We start from the raw sequence: 17,729 nt of genomic DNA on the forward strand, positions 1-17,729 counted from the left end.
AGACAAGATTTTCACCCCCAGCAGGACGTCCTCGCCAGAGGACACCGACGACTGAACGCGCCTTTCAGGGCACCGGCCACCTGCGGGGCGCTCACCCCTGTCCTCGGCCCCGCAACGCCTCCCGCACCCCGAACCGGACTCGCGACAGCACCGACGAGTGCCGTCCGGCCGTGTACCGGGCGTCGGGAAGGATCAGCGCACGCAGGTACGCGGCCTTGTCCCGCACGCCGGGCAACACCGGCAACGTGGCGACCGCCTGCGCGGCGAACGTCTTCTCGGCCCGCGTGTGCAGTCCCAGCCAGCGCGACTCCCGCCGCGTGGGTGCATAACCACCGGCCCACGACTGCAACGGCACCACGGCGGGCAGTCCCAGCAACCGAGTCGCGTCGGCGACGGCGGCGGCCACGACCGCCTGCACACCCCACGCGCGTGCCCGGCCCAGTACGTCCAGGGACGTGGGCAACAGTTGCGCGACATCACGCAGCGACCCCAGTCGCAGCGGCCAGTCGCCCAGCGCCGCGTGGTAACACGCGTGCAGGAACCGGTTCGGCGCGGACAGCGCCACCAGTGTCCGGCCCCCGACGGTGAACTCCTCGCCGGAGTCCCACAGGTCGTCGATGTTCACCCGCACGCCCCACGGCCCCAGTACGAACGTGCGGTGCAGGTCGATCTCGAACCCCTTGCCCCGCAACGTGGTGCCCTTGTCGAACCGCCGGTCGAACCCCGGTCTCGGTTCGGCCAGGATGCGGGTGAACCCGGCGGCGGAGAGCACGGACACCGCCCGCCCGAAGTCCTCGGGGCGGAACAGGAGGTCCAGGTCGATGAAGGACCGCAGCGCGGGCTCCGGATAGTCCAGGTGCGCGTGGGCACTGCCCTTCAGCACCCGGCACTCGACGTCGAGCACGTCGAGCATGTCGTGCAACGCCACCAGGTGCCGCTCCAGCGACAGCACCCGCAACAGCACCGCCCGGTGCGCGCCGCGCGCCTGCTGACGCTGCGCACCGGTCACCGGCAGCGCCCCGGCGTCCACCGCGGCCCGCAACGGACCCAGCACCCGGTGCGCCTTGGCGGCAACGAGAAGCGCGTCCCACTCCGGGTCCGGTAGCGGCGCCGACGGGAACGCCCGCGTGCCGCCGGGCAACCCGTACCCGGCCACCGCGAGCAGCGCGGCCGAGTAGTGGGACTCACCGCACAGTCGGCGCGTCACGGCGGCTCTCCTCCACGACACGGCCGTACTGCGCGACAAGGTTCGCCAACCCGGCCGCCGGCGTGAACTCCGCCTCGTACCGGGCCCGTGCGGCGCGGCCGAGCGACGTCGGTGCCCGCACGATCTGCCCGAGCGCCGACGCGAGCGACGCCGCGTCGCCCGGGGTGTGGGTCAGCCCGGTCACCCCGTCGTCCACCAGCTCGGCGAGCGAGCTGTGCCCGGCGACCACCGAGGGCACCCCGGCGGCCATGGCCTCCACCACCACCAGCCCGAACGTCTCCAGCCACCGCGACGGCACCACCACGGCGACCGCCCGGGAGACCAGCACGCGGCTCGAAGCCTTGTCCCGCAGCCCGGCGAACGTCACGTCCACGCGGCCCCTGGCCCACGCGGCCACCTCGTCGGCGAGCGGTCCCGCCCCCGCGATCACGAGCGGCACCCCCAGCCCACCCGCCCTGGCGACGAGGTCCCAGGCGGCCATCAACAGCCGGACACCCTTCTCTTCGGTGAGCCGCCCCAGATAGAGGAGGTGCTCACCACCGCCGACTCGGCGAAGGGCCGTGTCCTCGACGAAGTTGTACTTGACCGTCAACAGGCCGGGCGGCATCCCGTTCGCGACGAGCGTGCGGCGTTGCGCGTCGGAGATGCAGAGGAACCGCGAGACACCCGACCACCACCGCCGCCGGTTCGCGAGCAGGTTCACCGCCAACGGCACGGTCGCGACCGTGGAACCGCGATAACACCCGTGCCGCAGCGCGGGCAGCGGCAACTTCCCCACACAGGCGGTGCAGGTCGCGCCGTCCCGGTAGAGCGTGCCGGACGGGCACACCTGCGTGTAGTTGTGCAGCGTCGCCACCACCGGCACCCCCGCGTCCCGGCACGCGGCCAGCACCGAGGGAGAAAGGAGCGGGAACGTGTTGTGGACGTGCACGACATCCGGCCGCGCGACCCGCAACCGCTCGGCCATCGCGGCCCGCGCGGCGGGGTTCCACGGCACCCGAAGCGGCACCAGCGCCTTGTCCGGCAGGGACATCCCGGCGATGTCGTCGCTGCGCCGCTCGAACCGGTCCACGTCGTGCCCGGCGGCCCGCAACAACGCGACCTCCTGGTCGACGACGTTGTCCTCGCCGCTCGGCTGCTCGGTGCGGTACCGGTTGTGCACCACGAGCACCCGCAGTGGATCACTCACGTGCTCTCCTTCGTCCTGGTCAACAGCGCGGCGGCGAGCGTGAGGTTCAGCAGGTACGGCGAGGCGTCGCCGAGCCCGGCCTCGGTGTAGGAGGCGATGACGCAGTAGAAGATGAGGAACAGCGCGATGGACCGCGTCAGCGACGGCGGCCGCAGGCACGCGACCGCCAGCAGCGTCACCAGGAACGCGCCCACGATCACGAGCCCGAGGTACCCCTGCTCCCAGTACACCGTGAGCCAGCTGGAGTCGATGGGCAACCCGTCGAACGACTTGTTCGTCAGCCCGATCCCCAGTAGCCGATCGTCCAGCGAGCGGGGCGCGGCCAGCAGCGCGTCCCACACCTTCTCGCGGCCGGTGAGGGAGGTCAGGTCGTCCTGGCCGCGGCGGAACCACGCCTGCACCGCGGGCCCGGCGACCACCGCGCCGATCCCGGCGACCAGCACCGCACGGGTGAACACCTTCCTGGCCCGGGACGACGTGGACACCAGCGCCAGCAGCGCCACCACCAGCCCGCCGACCAGCCCGAGCAACGCGGTCCTCGTGTGGCTCAGCAACAGCAACGCGATCCCCGGCACCGCGAGCCACAACAGGCTCGACCGGGTGGTCCGGTGGCCCAGCCAGAGGAGGATCACCAACCCGGTCATCGTCGCCGAGTACAGGCCGATCTGCGGTGGCGTCAGCGGCCAGACCGCGCCAACGATCCGGCCCCCGTACACGTCGGGCAGCGCCATCCCCGGCGAGACCACGAGGCCGAGCACCACCGTGGCAAGCACCGCGGCGAACGCGCGGATGTGGTGGCGCAGCAGGGAAAGCCAGTCGTCCCACCAGTGGGAGACGAGCCACAGCGTGCCCACGAACACGGCGAACCGGAAGCAGCGGAACAACGCGCCGAACCCGGACTCCAGCCGGGCGCTCGACGCGATGCTGACCGCGAGGAGGAGCGTGAGCAGCAGCAGGTAGGCGCTGGGCCGCAGCCGCACCCTCGGGTTCAGCAGCAGCGCCAGCAGGAACGCGGCGACGACGGCCCCCATCGTGACCATCTGCGCCACCGGCCGCGGGATGGGGATGATCGTGTCCGCACCCTGCGAGCCGAGGGTGTTGATCACGAGCAGCGCCCACACCGCGCCGAGCAGACGTGGTGCCGTCCGCTCGGGCAGGAAGGTCCGCGTGAGGGCCAGGGTCACGGGCGTGCCTTCAGGGTGACCCACAGGTGCCAGCCGAGGCGGTGGGACAACGGCAGCCTGCGCACCGGGAGCGGCGGCGCGTGCATGTACTCCTGGAAGGAGTCGACGATCTCGAACGAGGGGAAGTCACGGGCCACGTCGGCGAGCGAGTACACGCGGGCGAACGGGTTCTCCGGGCCGTCGGTGTTGCGGTGTGTGAACGTGTCCAGCGCGAGGTAGTCGCGCAGCCCGGTCCTGGCCGCGTTGTCGAGGTGCCTGCGGAGCAGTCCGTCGCCGCGCACGAGGCCGCGGAACGGGTACGCGGCCGCCAGCACCGCGCGGCGCACGACCCGGATGCTGACCTGGTAGTTCAGCGACCGCCGCGCGTACAGCATCGCGACGAGCGTGCCGCCGGGCTTCAGCACGCGGTGGATCTCGGCCTGTGCGGTGGCGATGTCGGGGATGTGGTGCAGCACGCCGTGGCTGAACACGTGGTCGAAGCTGCTGTCGGGGTACGGGATCGCGAGCGCGGAGCCCTGCTTGAGGTCGTCGTGCGGCAGGTCGCGCAGTGCGAGCCGGGCACCGACCCTGGCGACGGACTCGGCGGTCAGGTCGAGGCCGGACCAGCGGGCGCCGCGGCGGATCAGCTGCTCGGACTCCGCGCCCTGGCCCAGCCCGATCTCCAGGACCTTCTTGTCCTGCCAGTCGAAGCGGTCGAGGCAGGCGGGGATGTGGCCCTCCTGGTCGTAGCGCCAGCGGTCGTAGGCGCCGAAGAACCGCTCGTAGTCGTCGGCGAACTCGTGCCGCAGCCCGCCGACGATGTGGTCACCGCACGGGTGCGCGTTCCAGAACGTCCGCACCGCCACTTCGTCCATGGTCTCGCTCATGTCTCTCCCTCAGCCGCCCGCCTGCACGAACGTGCTGTTCTCGTCCTGTGAGTAGGGCGCGGACTGCCACTGCGCCGGGTTGATCACCTGGCCGGTGTCCTTCGCCATGAAGGTCCACGGGCCGGTGTAGTGGTTGTCGTGCCAGGTGTTGTCCTGGGCGAACGTGATCGCCTGCTGCACGACGTCGGCCTGGTAGGGCGACCAGTCCGGGAAGGTGCCGTAGTTGGAGATGACCGCCATCCGCGCGCACAACGTCTTGCAGCCGACCTTGCGGGGGTCCACGGAGAACTGGTTGTCGTGGATGTCCACCCGCTGGGTCTTCCAGCGGCAGTCGTCGTACAGCGGGTCCTTGGTGATCGTCGGCGGCGCGCACTTCGCCATGTCCGAAACCAGCCGCGTGCAGCCACCGGACGTGTTCGCCGCGCTGTTGCAGAACCGGTCGGCGTTCTCCCAGAGGGTGACGCCCGACCAGTTGTCGGTCAGCACGTTGTCGTAGATGTCGATCTTGTCGGTGCGGGCCGGGACCCGGGGGTCGCCACCGGCCTCGGACAGGTAGATCGCGGCGGACGGGAAGTTGTCGCCGCCGTCGGCGAACTCGCGGCCCTCGACGATGTTGTTGCGCCGCAGCGTGTTGTCCCGGATCACCGCGTTGTAGCTGATCTCGTAGAAGATCGCTGGGCCGTCGTTGCCCTCGATGACGTTGCCCTCGATGAGGAAGTCGTTGTTGTTCGTGTCCGCCCACAGCCCGGCGCCCCGGTTGTCGTGCACCCAGTTGCCCCGGATGTCGGCGCCGTCGACCGCCCAGAACTTGACACCGCCGGTGCAGCCGCAACCCGGGATCCTGGCTTCCCAGTCGTCGGTGTTGTTGCCGGTGATCTCGTTGCCCTCGATCACGAGGTCGGTCAGCTCGCCGTCCTTGTAGGCGTTGATGGCGTACTGCCCGTTGTTCCGCAGGCAGTTCCCGCGCACCACCTGGCGGGCACCGGCCATGAGCGCCGCGCCGTCGTTGTCCTCGACCGTGTTGTCCTCGATGACCCAGCCGTCGCCGGAGTCGTGGTTCACCACGCCCTCGTTGGGCGGCGCGGCGAACCGGCGGATCGTGAGCCCGCGGATCGTCACGTCGGTCGCGTGGAACACGAACGCGTACTTGTTGACGCCCCTGCCGTCCAGGACCGCGCCGGGCGCGCCGAGGTAGGTGTTGCCGTCCTTCGGTTCGACCGAACCGAACTCCCCGTCGCCGAGCGTGTGAACGCCGCGCGCGAGCCAGAACGTGGTGCCCGGCGGGTTCGCCTCGGTCTTGGCGGACAGGTCGGCGTCGACCCCGGGGTCCACGGTGATCGCCCCGTCGGGTGCCGAGGCGGGACCGGGTTTCGTGTGCCCGCACACGGCGGCGAGCCTGTCCGGCGCCGACGTCGGGCCAGGGGCCGGTGCCGCGCTGCTGGTGCAGGACGTCAGCGTGGCGGCCAGTGCGCACACCAGCGCCCAACGGGTCGACCGAGTGGTGCGCACAGGGGAACCTCCGACGGTCAGCAGGGGAAGCGGAGCACGGTGACGAACGGAGCGGACGTGCCGCCGCCCGCCCGGCCCGTGCCGACGAGCGTGGTGGCGGGTTCGCGGCGGCCGAAGTCGGCGGAGTACCAGCCCAGCGGCGGCTCCTCCGCACCCCGGTGCACGGTCCACACCAGGTCCTCCGGCAGTTCGAGCACCGCGGTCCGCTCGTCCCAGGACAGCAGCGCCGTGCTCTCGTCCAGCACCGCCGACACCCGGGGGCCGAGGTGGTAGGCCATGCGGCAGGCGTGCGCGGTGGCCGACCGCACCTCGTCGTGGATCTCGAGCCGCAGGTCCCGCCGGTCGAGCCGCACGGTCCTGCGGTGCACGGCCGGTTCCCGGCCCCGGGTGTAGCCGTCGTGCTCGGCGGTCCACGTCGCCACGCCGCCCTTGCCGGGGTCGGCGGCGAGCACGTCACCCTTGGCGTGGCGGGTCCACATGAACGGGCCCCCGGACTGCGACTGGTCCCGGCCGCCGAGTTCGAGCGTGTTGTGCCCGATGGTGGACCGGAAGTAGGCGCGCCACTCCGGTTGCCCGTGGTAGCAGTAGGTGCCGGGGTCGGCGAGGATGTCGACGCCGTCGTGGCGCACCTCGACCGCCAGCGCGTCGGCGTGCGCGTGCGCCGCGATCGACAGGAACCCGTGCGGGCCACCGTCGCAGCGGCACCAGACCTCGCCGCGGTCGTCCTCGCCGGTGCGCAGGATCGTCATGCCGGCGTCGGCGAGGTGGTCGGGCCGGGTGCCCGGCCGGACCGCGTCGTTGCGGGCGCCGTTGGACAGCGCCGTGACGAGCGGGGTGCGGACGTCGTCGACGGGCACCACCGGCCACCAGCCCTGCCTGCCGAACAACTGGTCACCGGTGTGCAGGAGGCTCGCCCAGCGGTGCCCGCCGGCACCGTCGACGACGAGGCCGTGCCCGTCGTCGGCGTCACCCTGGCGGGGCGGGTTGAGCCTGACGTCGACGATCGCGGCGAGCGTGTCGCACATGCGCATCAGCACCAGCCACGTCGTGTCCGGCACCCGCACCCCGGCCGCGTCCGCCTCGGCGGCCGCCGCGAGCCCCAGCTCCAGCACGAGCCCGTGGTACTCGGTGGCCAGCTCCCGGTTGAGCCCGGACGCGAACGTGTTGCGGTGCAGGTGCTCGTCGAACTGCCGCAGCGCGGCCGACCGCCACGACGGCGACTCGGGGAACCAGTCGAACGCGCACGCGGCGACGAGCTGCCCGGCGGTCTCGGCGACGACGTGGTTGTTCGCCGACGAGCCGTGGCTGCCGAGCGCGGCGAGCCACCGCTGGTGGTGCCAGATCTGGTGCAGCGCGGCGGGGTTGTCCTCGAACAGTTCGGCGGCACCGGACCAGCGGTCGAGCAGCCTGCGCACCCACACCCACGAGATCAGCCGGATGCCCAGCTCGATGCCGCTCACCCAGTGCACCCCGCGCAGCGGCGGGTTGTCGGCCCACCACGAACGCAGGTGCTCGGCGACCCGCTCCGCGTACCGCTCCTCGCCGGTGAGGGCGTAGGCGGCGGCCAGCACCGTGAGGTGCTGGTGGCGCGATGGCTCCCACAGCTGCTTGATGTCGCCGACGGCCTGCTCGTCGCGGTAGGGGATGTCGAACGCGTACCGGTCGGTCGGCGCCCGCCTGCCGGTCCTGGGGTCCCACGACCAGTCGGGTGCGACCATGTCGTTCCTGGTGAACCCGAAGTAGGTGGCGCGCCCGGCCATCAGCTCGTCGGCGGTGGCGACCAGCCGCGCCCTGGCGGCCGGGGTGACCGAGGCGAGTGCCTGGTCGGGCAGGACGGGGATGAACCGGCGGCCGGGCAGCCACACCGCGTTCATCGAGCCGGCGTCGTCGAGGAACCGCCGCCACCGGTGCACCCGCGCGGCGACCACGGCCCTGGCGGCCACTTCACGGGGCCCCATGCGGGACAGACGGCGCAGGTACCAGGTCGGTCTCATGGTGTCAGCTCGCGGAGGTGCACGGGCCCGCCGGTGGCGAGGCTGGTCTCGACGGCGAGGGTGGCGCTGGTGGTGGCGGCGAGCGAGCCGAACGGCACCGGCATGGGCCGGCCTTCCGCGACGGCGTCGACGAACTCGCGCAGCTCCGCTGCCTGCCCCTTGTCCCGCGCCTTGGGGAGCCGGGAGCTGACCCACTTCCTGCGCGCGTACACGGCCGCGCGGGTGAAGTCGTCGAAGCGCAGCACCTTGCCGTCGGCGGTGAAGTCGATGGTCTCCTTCTGGAACTGCGCCGACCCGGTGGTGGTGTAGGTGACCGCGGCGGTCGAGCCGTCCGGGTAGGTCAGCACCACCTGCAGGTCGGTGTGGCCGGGGGTGGCGGTGGCGTAGACGGTGACCGGGTCGTCGGCCAGCAGCCACGACACGGTGTCGATGAAGTGCCCGCCCTCACCGGCGAACCGGCTGCCCTCGGCGTCGTGGGTGTACCAGCTGCCGCCGTCGAGCCCGCCCGCGTTGACGAGGTACCGGACCGACGCCGGCCCGACCCGCCGCCCGAACTGGCGGCGCGTCTCGTTGAGCAGCGGCGCGAACCGCCGGTTGAACCCGACCTGGAGCCGGTCGTTCCCGGTCTCCTCGATGGTGGCGCGCACGCTGTCCAGCTCCGCCTCGGACAGTGCGAGCGGCTTCTCGACGAACACGGCCTTGCCCGCGCGCAGCGCGCGGTTGGTCAGGCTCGCGTGCGAACTGTGCCGCGTGACCACGAAGACGGCGTCGACGGTGTCGTCGCCGAGCAGGTCGTCCAGCTCGGTGGAGGCGTGCCGGAACCCGAACTTGCGCTTGGCGTTGGCCCCGGAGAGGGCGGCGGTGGTGACCACGCGGTGCAGGTCGACGCGCTCGTTCTCGGCGAGGTGGGGCAGCAGCATCGACGAGGCGTAGTTCCCGGCCCCGATGAACCCGACCCGGACCGTGCTCTTCCGGACGGCGACCGCCCGGTGCCCGTTCCGCTCGGCGCCGTTCCGCGGTGTCCCGTTCTGCTCGGCGCTGTTCTGCGCTGTCCCGTTCGGCTCGGTCTTGTCCGGCTCGGTCCCGGTCCGTTCTGTCAAGCCCGGTGCGGCACCCTCGTCGTGCGAGAGTCCCATCGGCTCGGCAGGGGGCCCCCCGATTTCCACGCTATCAGCGGGCACCGACAGTTCCGGGGTCTCCGCCCGCGGGTACTCGAACAGGACGGCCACTGCCTTCAGCTCGCCGTCGTTGAGCGAACGGTAGGTCTCCACCGCGTCTTCGAACAGGGCCACGTGCGTGACCAGCGGCGACATGTCGATCTTGGCGCGGGCCGCGAGGTCGAGGAAGCACTCCAGGTTGCGGCGCTCGGTCCAGCGGACGTACCCGATCGGGTAGTCCCGCCCCTCCAGCTCGTACGACGGATCGTACCGACCCGGCCCGTACGACCGGGAGAACCGGACGTCGAGCTCCTTCTCGTAGTACGCGTTCCACGGCAGGTTCAGGCTGCACTTGCCGATGTCGACCACCGTGCCGCGGTCGCGCGCCAGCTGCGCGGCCAGCTCCACCGGCTGGTTCGTCGAGCCACCGGCGGCCAGGTACACCTGGTCCACGCCGTGCCCGCCGGTCAGCGTCGCGACCGCCATCTCGACCGTGTCCGACCCGGGGGCCGCGCACAGCGCCGCCCCGGCCGACTCCGCCAGCGCGCACCGCGCCGGGTCCGGGTCGACGCCCACGACCGTCACACCCGACGCGACCAGCAGCTGCACCACCAGCTGCCCGATCAGCCCGAGCCCGATCACCAGCGCGACGTCACCGAGCTGCGGCTCACCCCGCCGCACGCCCTGCATCGCGATCGACCCGACCGTGCCGAACGCGGCGTGCCGGGGCGACAACGCCGAGGGCACCGGCGCATACAGGTTCTTCGGCACCCAGTTCAGCTCGGCGTGCAGCGCGTGCTCGTTCCCGGCGCACGCGACCAGCGAACCGACCGACACGTCGGTGATCCCGTCGCCGACGGCCGTCACCACGCCGCACAGCGAGTAGCCGAGCGGGGTGTAGGAGTCGAGCTTGCTGGTCACCTTGCGGTAGGTGGCGGCGAGACCGTTGGTGGCGACGCTCTGCATCACCTTCGCGACCTGGTCGGGCCGCGCCTTCGCCTTGCCGAGCAACGACTTGCTCGCCTCGCTGACCTTCATCAGCTCGGTGCCGGTGGAGATCAGCGAGTACCGGGTCGACACCAGCACCCCGCCCGGCTTGCACGCCGGCTCCGGCACGTCGAGCAGCGCCAGCTCGCCACTCCTGTAGTTCTGCACAACCTGCTTCAAGACGTTTCCTTTACTCAGCCGACAAAGCGGCGCGGTACCAGTGTTCGAGCGTCAGCACGTGCCAGAGGTGCTTGGACCTGTCCTGCTGACCGGAGGCGTCCTCCTCGGCCAGCCGCCGCAGGGCGTCGCGGCGGAGGAAACCGTTGCGCACCAGCAGGCCGTCCTCGATGACCTCGCGGACCAGCGGGGCGAGGTCGCGGCTCATCCACGCGCGCAGCGGCGCGGAGAACAACCCCTTGGGCCGGTACACGATCTCGTTCGGCAGGAGGTGTTCGGCGGCCTTCTTCAGCGCCACCTTCCCCTGCCTGCGCACGATCTTGCGGTTGCCGGGGATCGCGAACGCGGCCTTCACCACCTCGACGTCCACGAACGGCACCCGCACCTCGGTCGACGCGGCCATGCTCGACCGGTCCGTGTACGCGAGGTTCAGGCCGGGCAAGAACAGCCGCGAGTCGGCGAGGCACATGCGGTTCACGAAGTCGGTCAGCGTGTTGTCGTGGTAGGTGTCCGCGTGCTCGGTCAGGACGTCGTCGACCGCGCCGGACAGGTCCGGGCTCACCAGCGCCGCCAGCTCCGCGCGGTCGTACATGGTGTAGCTGCGGCGGAACGCGGTCTCCTCCGGCAGGTCCGCGAACGACAGGAACCGCTTCGCGAACCGCACCGACCGGTAGCCGCGGCGCGCCGAGGCCACCGGCAGTCTGTCCACGATGGAGCGCACCGGCCGCCGCACCGCGCCGGGGACCCGCTGGTAGCCCAGCGCCAGCTTGTTCGCCAGGTGCTTGCGGTAGCCGGCGAACAGCTCGTCGGCACCCATGCCGGACAGCATCACCTTCACCCCGGCCTCGCGGGCCGCGGTGCAGATGAGGTAGGTGTTGATGGCCGCCGGGTCGCCGATCGGCTCGTCGAGGTGGTAGGTCATCTTCGGCAGCAGGTCGAGCACCCGAGGCGCGATCTCGATCTCGTGCAGGTCCACGCCGAAGCGCTCCGCGACGACCCGCGCGTACCGCAGGTCGTCGGGCATCGCCTCGAACTTCGCGTCCGCCGCGCGGAAACCGATGGTGTACGCGGAGATCCCCGGCTGGTGGCGGGCGGCGAGCGCGGTCAGGTAGCTGGAGTCCAAACCGCCGGACAGGAACGTCGCGACCGGCACGTCCGAGAGCAGGTGCGCCTTCGTCGACTCCTCGACCACCGCCGCCAGGTCCACACCGGCGGTGTGCTGGGCCTCGTCGGCGACCTCGCGCAGCGACCAGTACGTGCCGCTTTCGGTGCCACCACCGGGTTTGACCCGCAGCCAGGTGCCCGGCGGCAGCTTCTCCGCCTCCCGGTACGCGCAGCGGCTGTCCGGCACCCAGTAGTACAGCAGCGACGCCACGAGCGCCGTGTCGTCCACCGTCAGGTCGCCGAGCTCGGTCGCGAGGGCCTTCAGCTCCGACGCGAACACCAGCCCGCCACCGCGCCGCACGTAGAACAGCGGCTTGATGCCCAGCTGGTCGCGGACCAGCGTCAGCTCCCCGGTCCGCTCGTCGAACACGGCGAACGCGAACATCCCGCGCAGCCGGGGCAGGCAGTCCACACCCCAGCGCCGCCACGCCCGCAGCAGCACCTCGGTGTCCGACGTGCCGCGGAACCGGTCGCCTGCCGACTCCAGCTCACGGCGCAGCGCGGGCGCGTTGTACAGCTCGCCGTTGTAGGTCAGGACGAGGCCCTCGGCCGCCATCGGCTGCGCGCCCGTCTCGGTCAGGTCGATGATCGACAGCCGCCGGTGCCCGAGGTGGACCTCGCCGTCACCGGCGCGGCCGGACCAGCGCCCGGAACCGTCCGGGCCGCGGTGCGCCAGCATCTTCGTCAGCCGGTCGGTCAGCGGACCGCCGTCGGGCCACCGGTAACTGCCCGCGATGCCACACATAGGTATGCCCCCTCAGCCCGGTGTCCTGCGTACCGGCGCGAACTTCTTCGTCGGCAGGTCGTGCACGGAGGTCCCGGAGGTCCCGGAAGCCGTGGCCGGGGCCAGCCGTTTCGTCGGCAGGTCCGCGCCGTTCGACCCGTTCGACCCGTTCGTGCCGTTGGTGGTCCTCGCCGCGTGTTTCGCCCGCCCGCGCAGCGCGGTGTGCAGGCCGTCCCACAGGGTGCCGTCGGTCCGGTCGCGCGGGTCCGGGTCGACGAGCACGATGCCCACGACCGGGATGCCCAGGTCCGCGAGCTGCCTCGCGACCGTGTGCAGCCACGCCGTGCTCGCGTACCCGGCCCGCACCACCAGCAACGTCTCGGCACCGAGGTGCGGCAGGCCGGTCCACGACGCGCCGGGGGCGACCGACCCGGTGCGCAGCCCCGCCTCGCCGTCGGCCAGCTCGGCGTCGACAGCGGCGGCCAGCGAGGCCGCCACCTTCGGCGCGCCCAGCTCCAGCGCCGACACCGGGCCCGCGCCGTCCCGCACCAGCCGGAGCAGCGTCTCGGCGACCCTGGCGTGTTCCTGTCCGGCCTTCCTGTTCCGCAGCGGTCCGCGCCTGCCGCCGGGCAGCTGCGCGATCACCGACGCGCCGAGGTGCTCCGCGATGTCTCGGCGCAGCACCGGCTTGTCCCGCACCACGCCGGTCACCGCGGCCAGCGCGACCCCCAGGACCAGGCCGAACACCAGCCCGATGCCCGCGTTCGTCGCGCCGGTGAGCTTCAGCGACGTCCGCACCGGGCGCGGCGCGTCCACGACCTGCGTGCCCGCCACCACCCGTGGCGCGCCGAGCCCGGCCTCCTGCGCCTGCTGCGTGAGCTGGCTGATCTGGTCGGTCAGCTCGGCACGCCGCGCGTACAGCGTGTCCAGCGTCGCGGCGTTCGCCGGGGGCGGCGCGGCTTCCTCGCCGTTCTCGCCGTTCTCGTTGTCCTGCGACGCGGCGGCCGCCGCCTCCGCACCCGAGATCTGCCCGTTGACCTCGTCCAGCTCGGCCTGCACCTGCCCGCGCTGGTCGGTCAGCGCCTTCGCCTCCGCCGCCGCGGCCGACTGGATGCGGCCGACGTGGTCGGCGATGAACGCCTCAGCCAGGGCCTTCGCCCGCCGGGCCGCCTCCGCGCCGGTCGGCGCCTCGACCGTCACCTCGAGCACGTTGTTGGTGAGACCGGTGACCGTGATCGTCTTCAGGAACTCCTCCGGCCGCTCGGTCACCTTCAGCCGCTCCAGCGCGTCCGCCGCGATCCGGGTCGTGCTCATCAGCGCCACGTCGGTGCGGATCAGGCTGCCACCGTCGGACGGGCCGTCCTGCTCGTGGGTCACCAGGATCCTGGTGACCGCGCTCGGCGTCGGCGGCAGCAGCACCGCGAGCAGCCCGCCCGCGAGGAACCCGACCAGCGCGAAGCCGATCCACAGCCGCCGCCCGCGGCGGATCGCCGTCCACAGCCGCGCGAAGTCCAGCAGGTGCTGGGGTGCCTGGGGTGTGCTGTCCGGGTTCGTGGTCACGGTGCACCTGCCAGAGCCGGCTCGGCCGGCTGGTCGGGGGCCCGCTCGAACGGGCGGGCCCGGTGGGTGACCAGCGCGCCGAGCACGCCGTGTCCCGCGTCGGCGCAGGCCTCGGCGATGCGCACCAGCTGCCAGCCGGTGCGGGTGCCCGCGGTGACGACCACCAGCACGCCGGGCACCGCGTCGTCCGGCACCGTCGGCCGGTCCGCGTCCACCTCGGTCACCCGCAACGACAGCCGGAACCCGGCGGCGGCGACGTCGCCGAGCCGGTCCGCGGCCCGGCGCGCGGCCGGGTCGTCCTTCGCGACCACGACCAGCACCCGGCCGGGGCCCGGCGGCAGGTGCTCACGCAGCCGCGTCAGCGCGCGGCGGTAGCGGATGTCGAGCGCGGCCTCGTCCGGGGCCGAGGGCAGCTCCGGGGTGTACCACTGCCGTTCCGGGACGACCAGCGCGACCAGCCGGTCCCGCACCGACCTTGGCGCGGGCACCTCGGTCGCGGCTGCCGCGTCGGGCACGTCGACGCCGCCGACGGCGGTCGTGCCCAGCGCGGCCGTGATCTGCTGTTCGTCCCGCAGCCGCCGGTCCGCGCGGACCGCGAACAGGTGGGCGAACACCCCGAGCACCAGGAACACCACCGCGCCACCGGCGGCCAGGTGCGTCATCGAGGGCGCGGCAGGGCCGGGCGGACGCTCCGCCGGGCCCATCACGACGATCTTCGACGCGCTCGACACGGTGTCCAGCTCGTCGAGCTTGGCCACCGCCTGCGACAGCGCGGTCCGCAGCGACTCCAGCCCCGTGCGCACCCCGACACTGTCGATCGTCTGGCCCTGACCGGCGGCGTTGTGCAGGTCGGAGATCTTCTGGTTGGTCTCGATGATCTGCTGGCGCAGCGACTGCTGCTGCTCCTGCGACACCTGAGCCGACGTGTCCGCCGAGTTCGCCATCAGCTGTGTGGAGAACGTCACGTACTCCTGCGCGGCCCGGTCGGCGAGCTGCTGCGCGCGTTCCGGGCTGTCGGCCACCGCGGTGATCTCGATGATGTTGCCCTCGGCGACCGCCGCGGCCACGTCGTCGGCGAGGTCCGTGCCGGACCGCCCCCAGTCCAGCGCGGCGGCCGTCCGGTCCAGCACCACCGAACTGTGCGCCACCTGCGCCTCGGTCATCAGCTCGTCGGGGTCCCTGGGGCCCTGCAGCAGCACGTTCGCGGACGTCTCGTAGCCCGGTGAGAGCACCAGCGAGGCACCGGCACCGACCAGCGCACCCAACAGTGTGATCACGGTGAGTAATCGCCACCTCTGGCGGAGTACCTGCCAGATGATGGCGAGCCGTGCCGTGTCGGCGGCGTCGGAGACGTCGTGTCGCATCGCGTCGGGCCCCCTTCCGAGGTATATCGGCACCTGAGCGGGGCAGGACGCCGCACGAGTCCCGTCGCGGCCGGGTCGGCTTTGGTTACACCCCGACGGTTACTCTTGGTCAAGATGTTGCGGAGATCGCAGCGTCGTACGCGGCGAGCAGTGCCTTCTGCGAGTTGCTCCACGCGAGCGGGCCCTCGACGCGTTCCTTGCCGAGCTTGCCCATGCGGGCGCGCTCCTCGGGGTCGTCGAGGAGGCGGGCGGTGAGCCGCGCGAACTCCTGCTCGTCGTTGGCCGGCGCGTATACGGCGGCGTCGCCCGCCGACACCCGCGCCTCGGTCAGCTCGAACGACACGATCGGCCGGGACATGGCCATGTACTCCATGACCTTGTTCATCGTCGACACGTCGTTCAGCGGGTTGTGCGGGTCCGGTGACAGGCACACGTCCGCGGTCGACAGGTACCGCACCAGGTCCTCGTCCGGGATCCGGCCGGTGAACTCGACGACGTCGTCGAGCTTCAGCGTCCTCGCGAGCGCCACCATGTCGTCGAACGTGTCGCCCGCGCCGACGAACACGGCGTGCCAGTCGTCGCGTTCCCTGCGCAGCAGCTCAAGTGAGCGCAGCGCGTAGTCCACGCCGTCCTGCGGGCCCATCACACCCAGGTAGCACAGCAGGTGCGGCTTGCCCTTCTTCAGCTCCGGCTCCGGGTCGACCTGCCTGAACCGCTCGATCACCGGTGCGCTGCGGACCACGAACACCCGGTCCGGCGGGATGTTCCCGCGGGTGATCGCCGCGTCGCGGTAGCTCTCGTTGGTCGAGATCACCACGTCCGCCGCGCGGTAGGTGGCCCGCTCCAGGCGGCACACCGCGCGGTAGAGGAAGTCCTGCCCCCGCCCGGCGAACCGCGACAGGTACAGCTCCGGGCACAGGTCGTGCTGGTCGAACACGAACCGCGTGCCCGTGCGCTTCAACACCTTCGCGACCAGGTACAGCAGGTCCGGCGGGTTGCAGGCGTGGACGACGTCGATCTTTCCGGCCTTGCCGATCTTCCTGGCCAGCCGCATGGTGTGCCACAGCGCCGCGCCGTACTCCCTGACGTAGCCGCGCGGGCCGCCGGTCGCCGCCGTCAGCGGGTAGCGGTGGATCTTCACCCCGTCCAGCTCGACGTAGGGCTCCCGGTCCCGTTTCGTCCCCTGTGGACAGATGACGTGCACGTCCCAGCCCGCGTCCCGCAGCGTCTGGGACTCCTGCCAGACCCGGCGGTCGAAGGGCACGGAAAGGTTCTCTACGAGGATCAGAGCTTTACCAGGCAAGGCCGACATACCCCTTGTCGTTCCGGCGTGCTTCCGTGTCCGGCAGGCGGACCAGGTCGATGACCGTCCGGTCGCTGCCGGGCGGCAGCGCGGCCAGCACCCGAGGGTCGTTCGTCGCGACCAGGCACACGTCCGCGTGGGCGAGCACCTCGTCGACGTCGGTGGCCAGCAGCTGGCCGAGGTGCGGAAGGCGCTGCTCGATGTACTCGCGGTTCGCGCCGAGCAGGCGGGACATGCTCACGTTCGCGTCGTAGATCTTCAGGTCGTAGCCCTTGCCGAGCAGGCGCTCCGCCAGCTCCACCATCGGGCTCTCCCGCAGGTCGTCGGTGCCCGGCTTGAACGAGAGGCCGAACAGGCCGATCCTGCGCTTGCCGGTGCGGGCGACCAGGTCGAACGAGCGCTTCAGGTGCTCCTCGTTGGAGGCGAGCACGTGCGAGAGGATCGGCACGGACACGTCGGCGCGGTGCGCGGCGTGCACCAGGCCGCGCAGGTCCTTTGGCAGGCACGACCCGCCGAACGCGAACCCCGGCCGCAGGTAGGCGGGGCTGATGTTGAGCTTGCGGTCGGCGACGAACACGTCCATCACCGCGTGCGAGTCCAGGCCGAGCGCCCCGCAGATCGCGCCGAGCTCGTTCGCGAAGCCGATCTTGAGCGCGTGGAAGGAGTTGTCCGCGTACTTGGTGATCTCCGCGACCGGGATCGGCACCCGGAACACCTCACCGGGCAGCCCGTCGTACAGGGCGGCGACCACGTCCCCGCTCGCGGCGTCCAGCTCGCCGATCACCGTCTTCGGCGGGTCGAAGAAGTCGCGGACGCTGGAGCCCTCCCGCAGGAACTCCGGGTTGACCGCGACGCCGAAGTCCACGCCCGCGGTCCTGCCGGACGCCTTCTCCAGGATCGGCACCAGCAGGTTCAGGCAGGTGCCGGGCAGCATCGTGCTGCGGAACACCACGGTGTGGCGGGTGTCGCGGCCGGCGATCGCCTCACCGATCTGCTCGGCGACCCGCTCAAGGTAGACGGTGGACAGGCTGCCGTTCGGCGCCGAGGGCGTGCCGACGCAGACGAGCGACACGTCACTGTTCGCGACCGCGTCGGCGACGTCGGTGGTCGCGCGGAGCAGGCCGGTCGCCACCACCTCCGCGGTCAGCTCGCCGATCCGCTCCTCCACCACGGGCGCGTGCCCGCCCATGACGAGGTCGACCTTCGTGGGGTTGACGTCGACGCCGACGACGTCGTTGCCCTGGGAGGCGAGGCACGCGGCGGACACGCAGCCGACGTAGCCGAGTCCGAAAACACTGATCCTCATCGGCCGTCCGTCCGTCTGGAGGCAGCACAAAAGAGGCG

Annotated in this window: 12 protein-coding genes; all 12 read right to left on the minus strand. The window is 71.8% G+C overall.

Going from position 1 to position 17,729, the window contains the following annotated elements:
* Nucleotides 1–91 precede the first annotated feature (91 nt).
* Nucleotides 92–1,207 (minus strand): nucleotidyltransferase family protein, encoded by a 1,116-nt coding sequence (locus ACFPCV_RS36745; protein WP_378061948.1) that lies wholly within the window; start codon nt 1,205–1,207, stop codon nt 92–94.
* A complete protein-coding gene (locus ACFPCV_RS36750) occupies nt 1,185–2,384 on the minus strand; it encodes a glycosyltransferase (protein WP_378062001.1) in 1,200 nt (399 codons plus the stop codon). Before ACFPCV_RS36750 ends, ACFPCV_RS36745 begins: the two co-directional genes overlap by 23 nt.
* A gap of 8 nt (nt 2,385–2,392) precedes the next feature.
* Nucleotides 2,393–3,574: an O-antigen ligase domain-containing protein gene (locus ACFPCV_RS36755; protein ID WP_378062003.1), complete on the minus strand. Its 1,182-nt coding sequence runs from the start codon at nt 3,572–3,574 to the stop codon at nt 2,393–2,395.
* Between the two features lie 2 nt (nt 3,575–3,576).
* The gene (locus ACFPCV_RS36760; RefSeq protein ID WP_378061950.1) at nt 3,577–4,446 is read right to left on the minus strand and encodes a class I SAM-dependent methyltransferase; all 870 of its coding nucleotides are present in this window, start codon (nt 4,444–4,446) and stop codon (nt 3,577–3,579) included.
* 9 nt (nt 4,447–4,455) lie between these two features.
* A complete protein-coding gene (locus ACFPCV_RS36765; RefSeq protein WP_378061952.1) occupies nt 4,456–5,955 on the minus strand; it encodes a right-handed parallel beta-helix repeat-containing protein in 1,500 nt (499 codons plus the stop codon).
* A 17-nt stretch (nt 5,956–5,972) separates the two neighbouring features.
* Nucleotides 5,973–7,949 carry an alginate lyase family protein gene (locus tag ACFPCV_RS36770; protein WP_378061954.1) on the minus strand — a complete coding sequence of 659 codons (1,977 nt, stop codon included), beginning with the start codon at nt 7,947–7,949 and terminating at the stop codon, nt 5,973–5,975.
* Nucleotides 7,946–10,273 carry a bi-domain-containing oxidoreductase gene (locus ACFPCV_RS36775; protein ID WP_378061956.1) on the minus strand — a complete coding sequence of 776 codons (2,328 nt, stop codon included), beginning with the start codon at nt 10,271–10,273 and terminating at the stop codon, nt 7,946–7,948. Before ACFPCV_RS36775 ends, ACFPCV_RS36770 begins: the two co-directional genes overlap by 4 nt.
* Nucleotides 10,274–10,283: 10 nt before the next feature.
* Nucleotides 10,284–12,179 (minus strand): asparagine synthase (glutamine-hydrolyzing), encoded by a 1,896-nt coding sequence (gene asnB, locus ACFPCV_RS36780; RefSeq protein ID WP_378061958.1) that lies wholly within the window; start codon nt 12,177–12,179, stop codon nt 10,284–10,286.
* Between the two features lie 12 nt (nt 12,180–12,191).
* Nucleotides 12,192–13,718 carry a Wzz/FepE/Etk N-terminal domain-containing protein gene (locus ACFPCV_RS36785; RefSeq protein WP_378061960.1) on the minus strand — a complete coding sequence of 509 codons (1,527 nt, stop codon included), beginning with the start codon at nt 13,716–13,718 and terminating at the stop codon, nt 12,192–12,194.
* Nucleotides 13,715–15,082, minus strand: a complete 1,368-nt coding sequence (locus tag ACFPCV_RS36790; RefSeq protein ID WP_378061961.1) for a YveK family protein — start codon at nt 15,080–15,082, stop codon at nt 13,715–13,717. The genes ACFPCV_RS36785 and ACFPCV_RS36790 overlap by 4 nt, the downstream gene beginning before the upstream one ends.
* A 109-nt stretch (nt 15,083–15,191) precedes the next feature.
* Nucleotides 15,192–16,394, minus strand: coding sequence for a glycosyltransferase family 4 protein (locus ACFPCV_RS36795; protein ID WP_378061963.1), 1,203 nt, complete (start codon nt 16,392–16,394; stop codon nt 15,192–15,194).
* The gene (locus ACFPCV_RS36800; protein ID WP_378061965.1) at nt 16,375–17,691 is read right to left on the minus strand and encodes a nucleotide sugar dehydrogenase; all 1,317 of its coding nucleotides are present in this window, start codon (nt 17,689–17,691) and stop codon (nt 16,375–16,377) included. The genes ACFPCV_RS36795 and ACFPCV_RS36800 overlap by 20 nt, the downstream gene beginning before the upstream one ends.
* Between the last annotated feature and the right edge of the window lie 38 nt (nt 17,692–17,729).

It is taken from the genome of Actinophytocola glycyrrhizae, assembly GCF_042653545.1.
GTDB classification, from domain to species: Bacteria; Actinomycetota; Actinomycetes; order Mycobacteriales; family Pseudonocardiaceae; genus Actinophytocola; species Actinophytocola glycyrrhizae.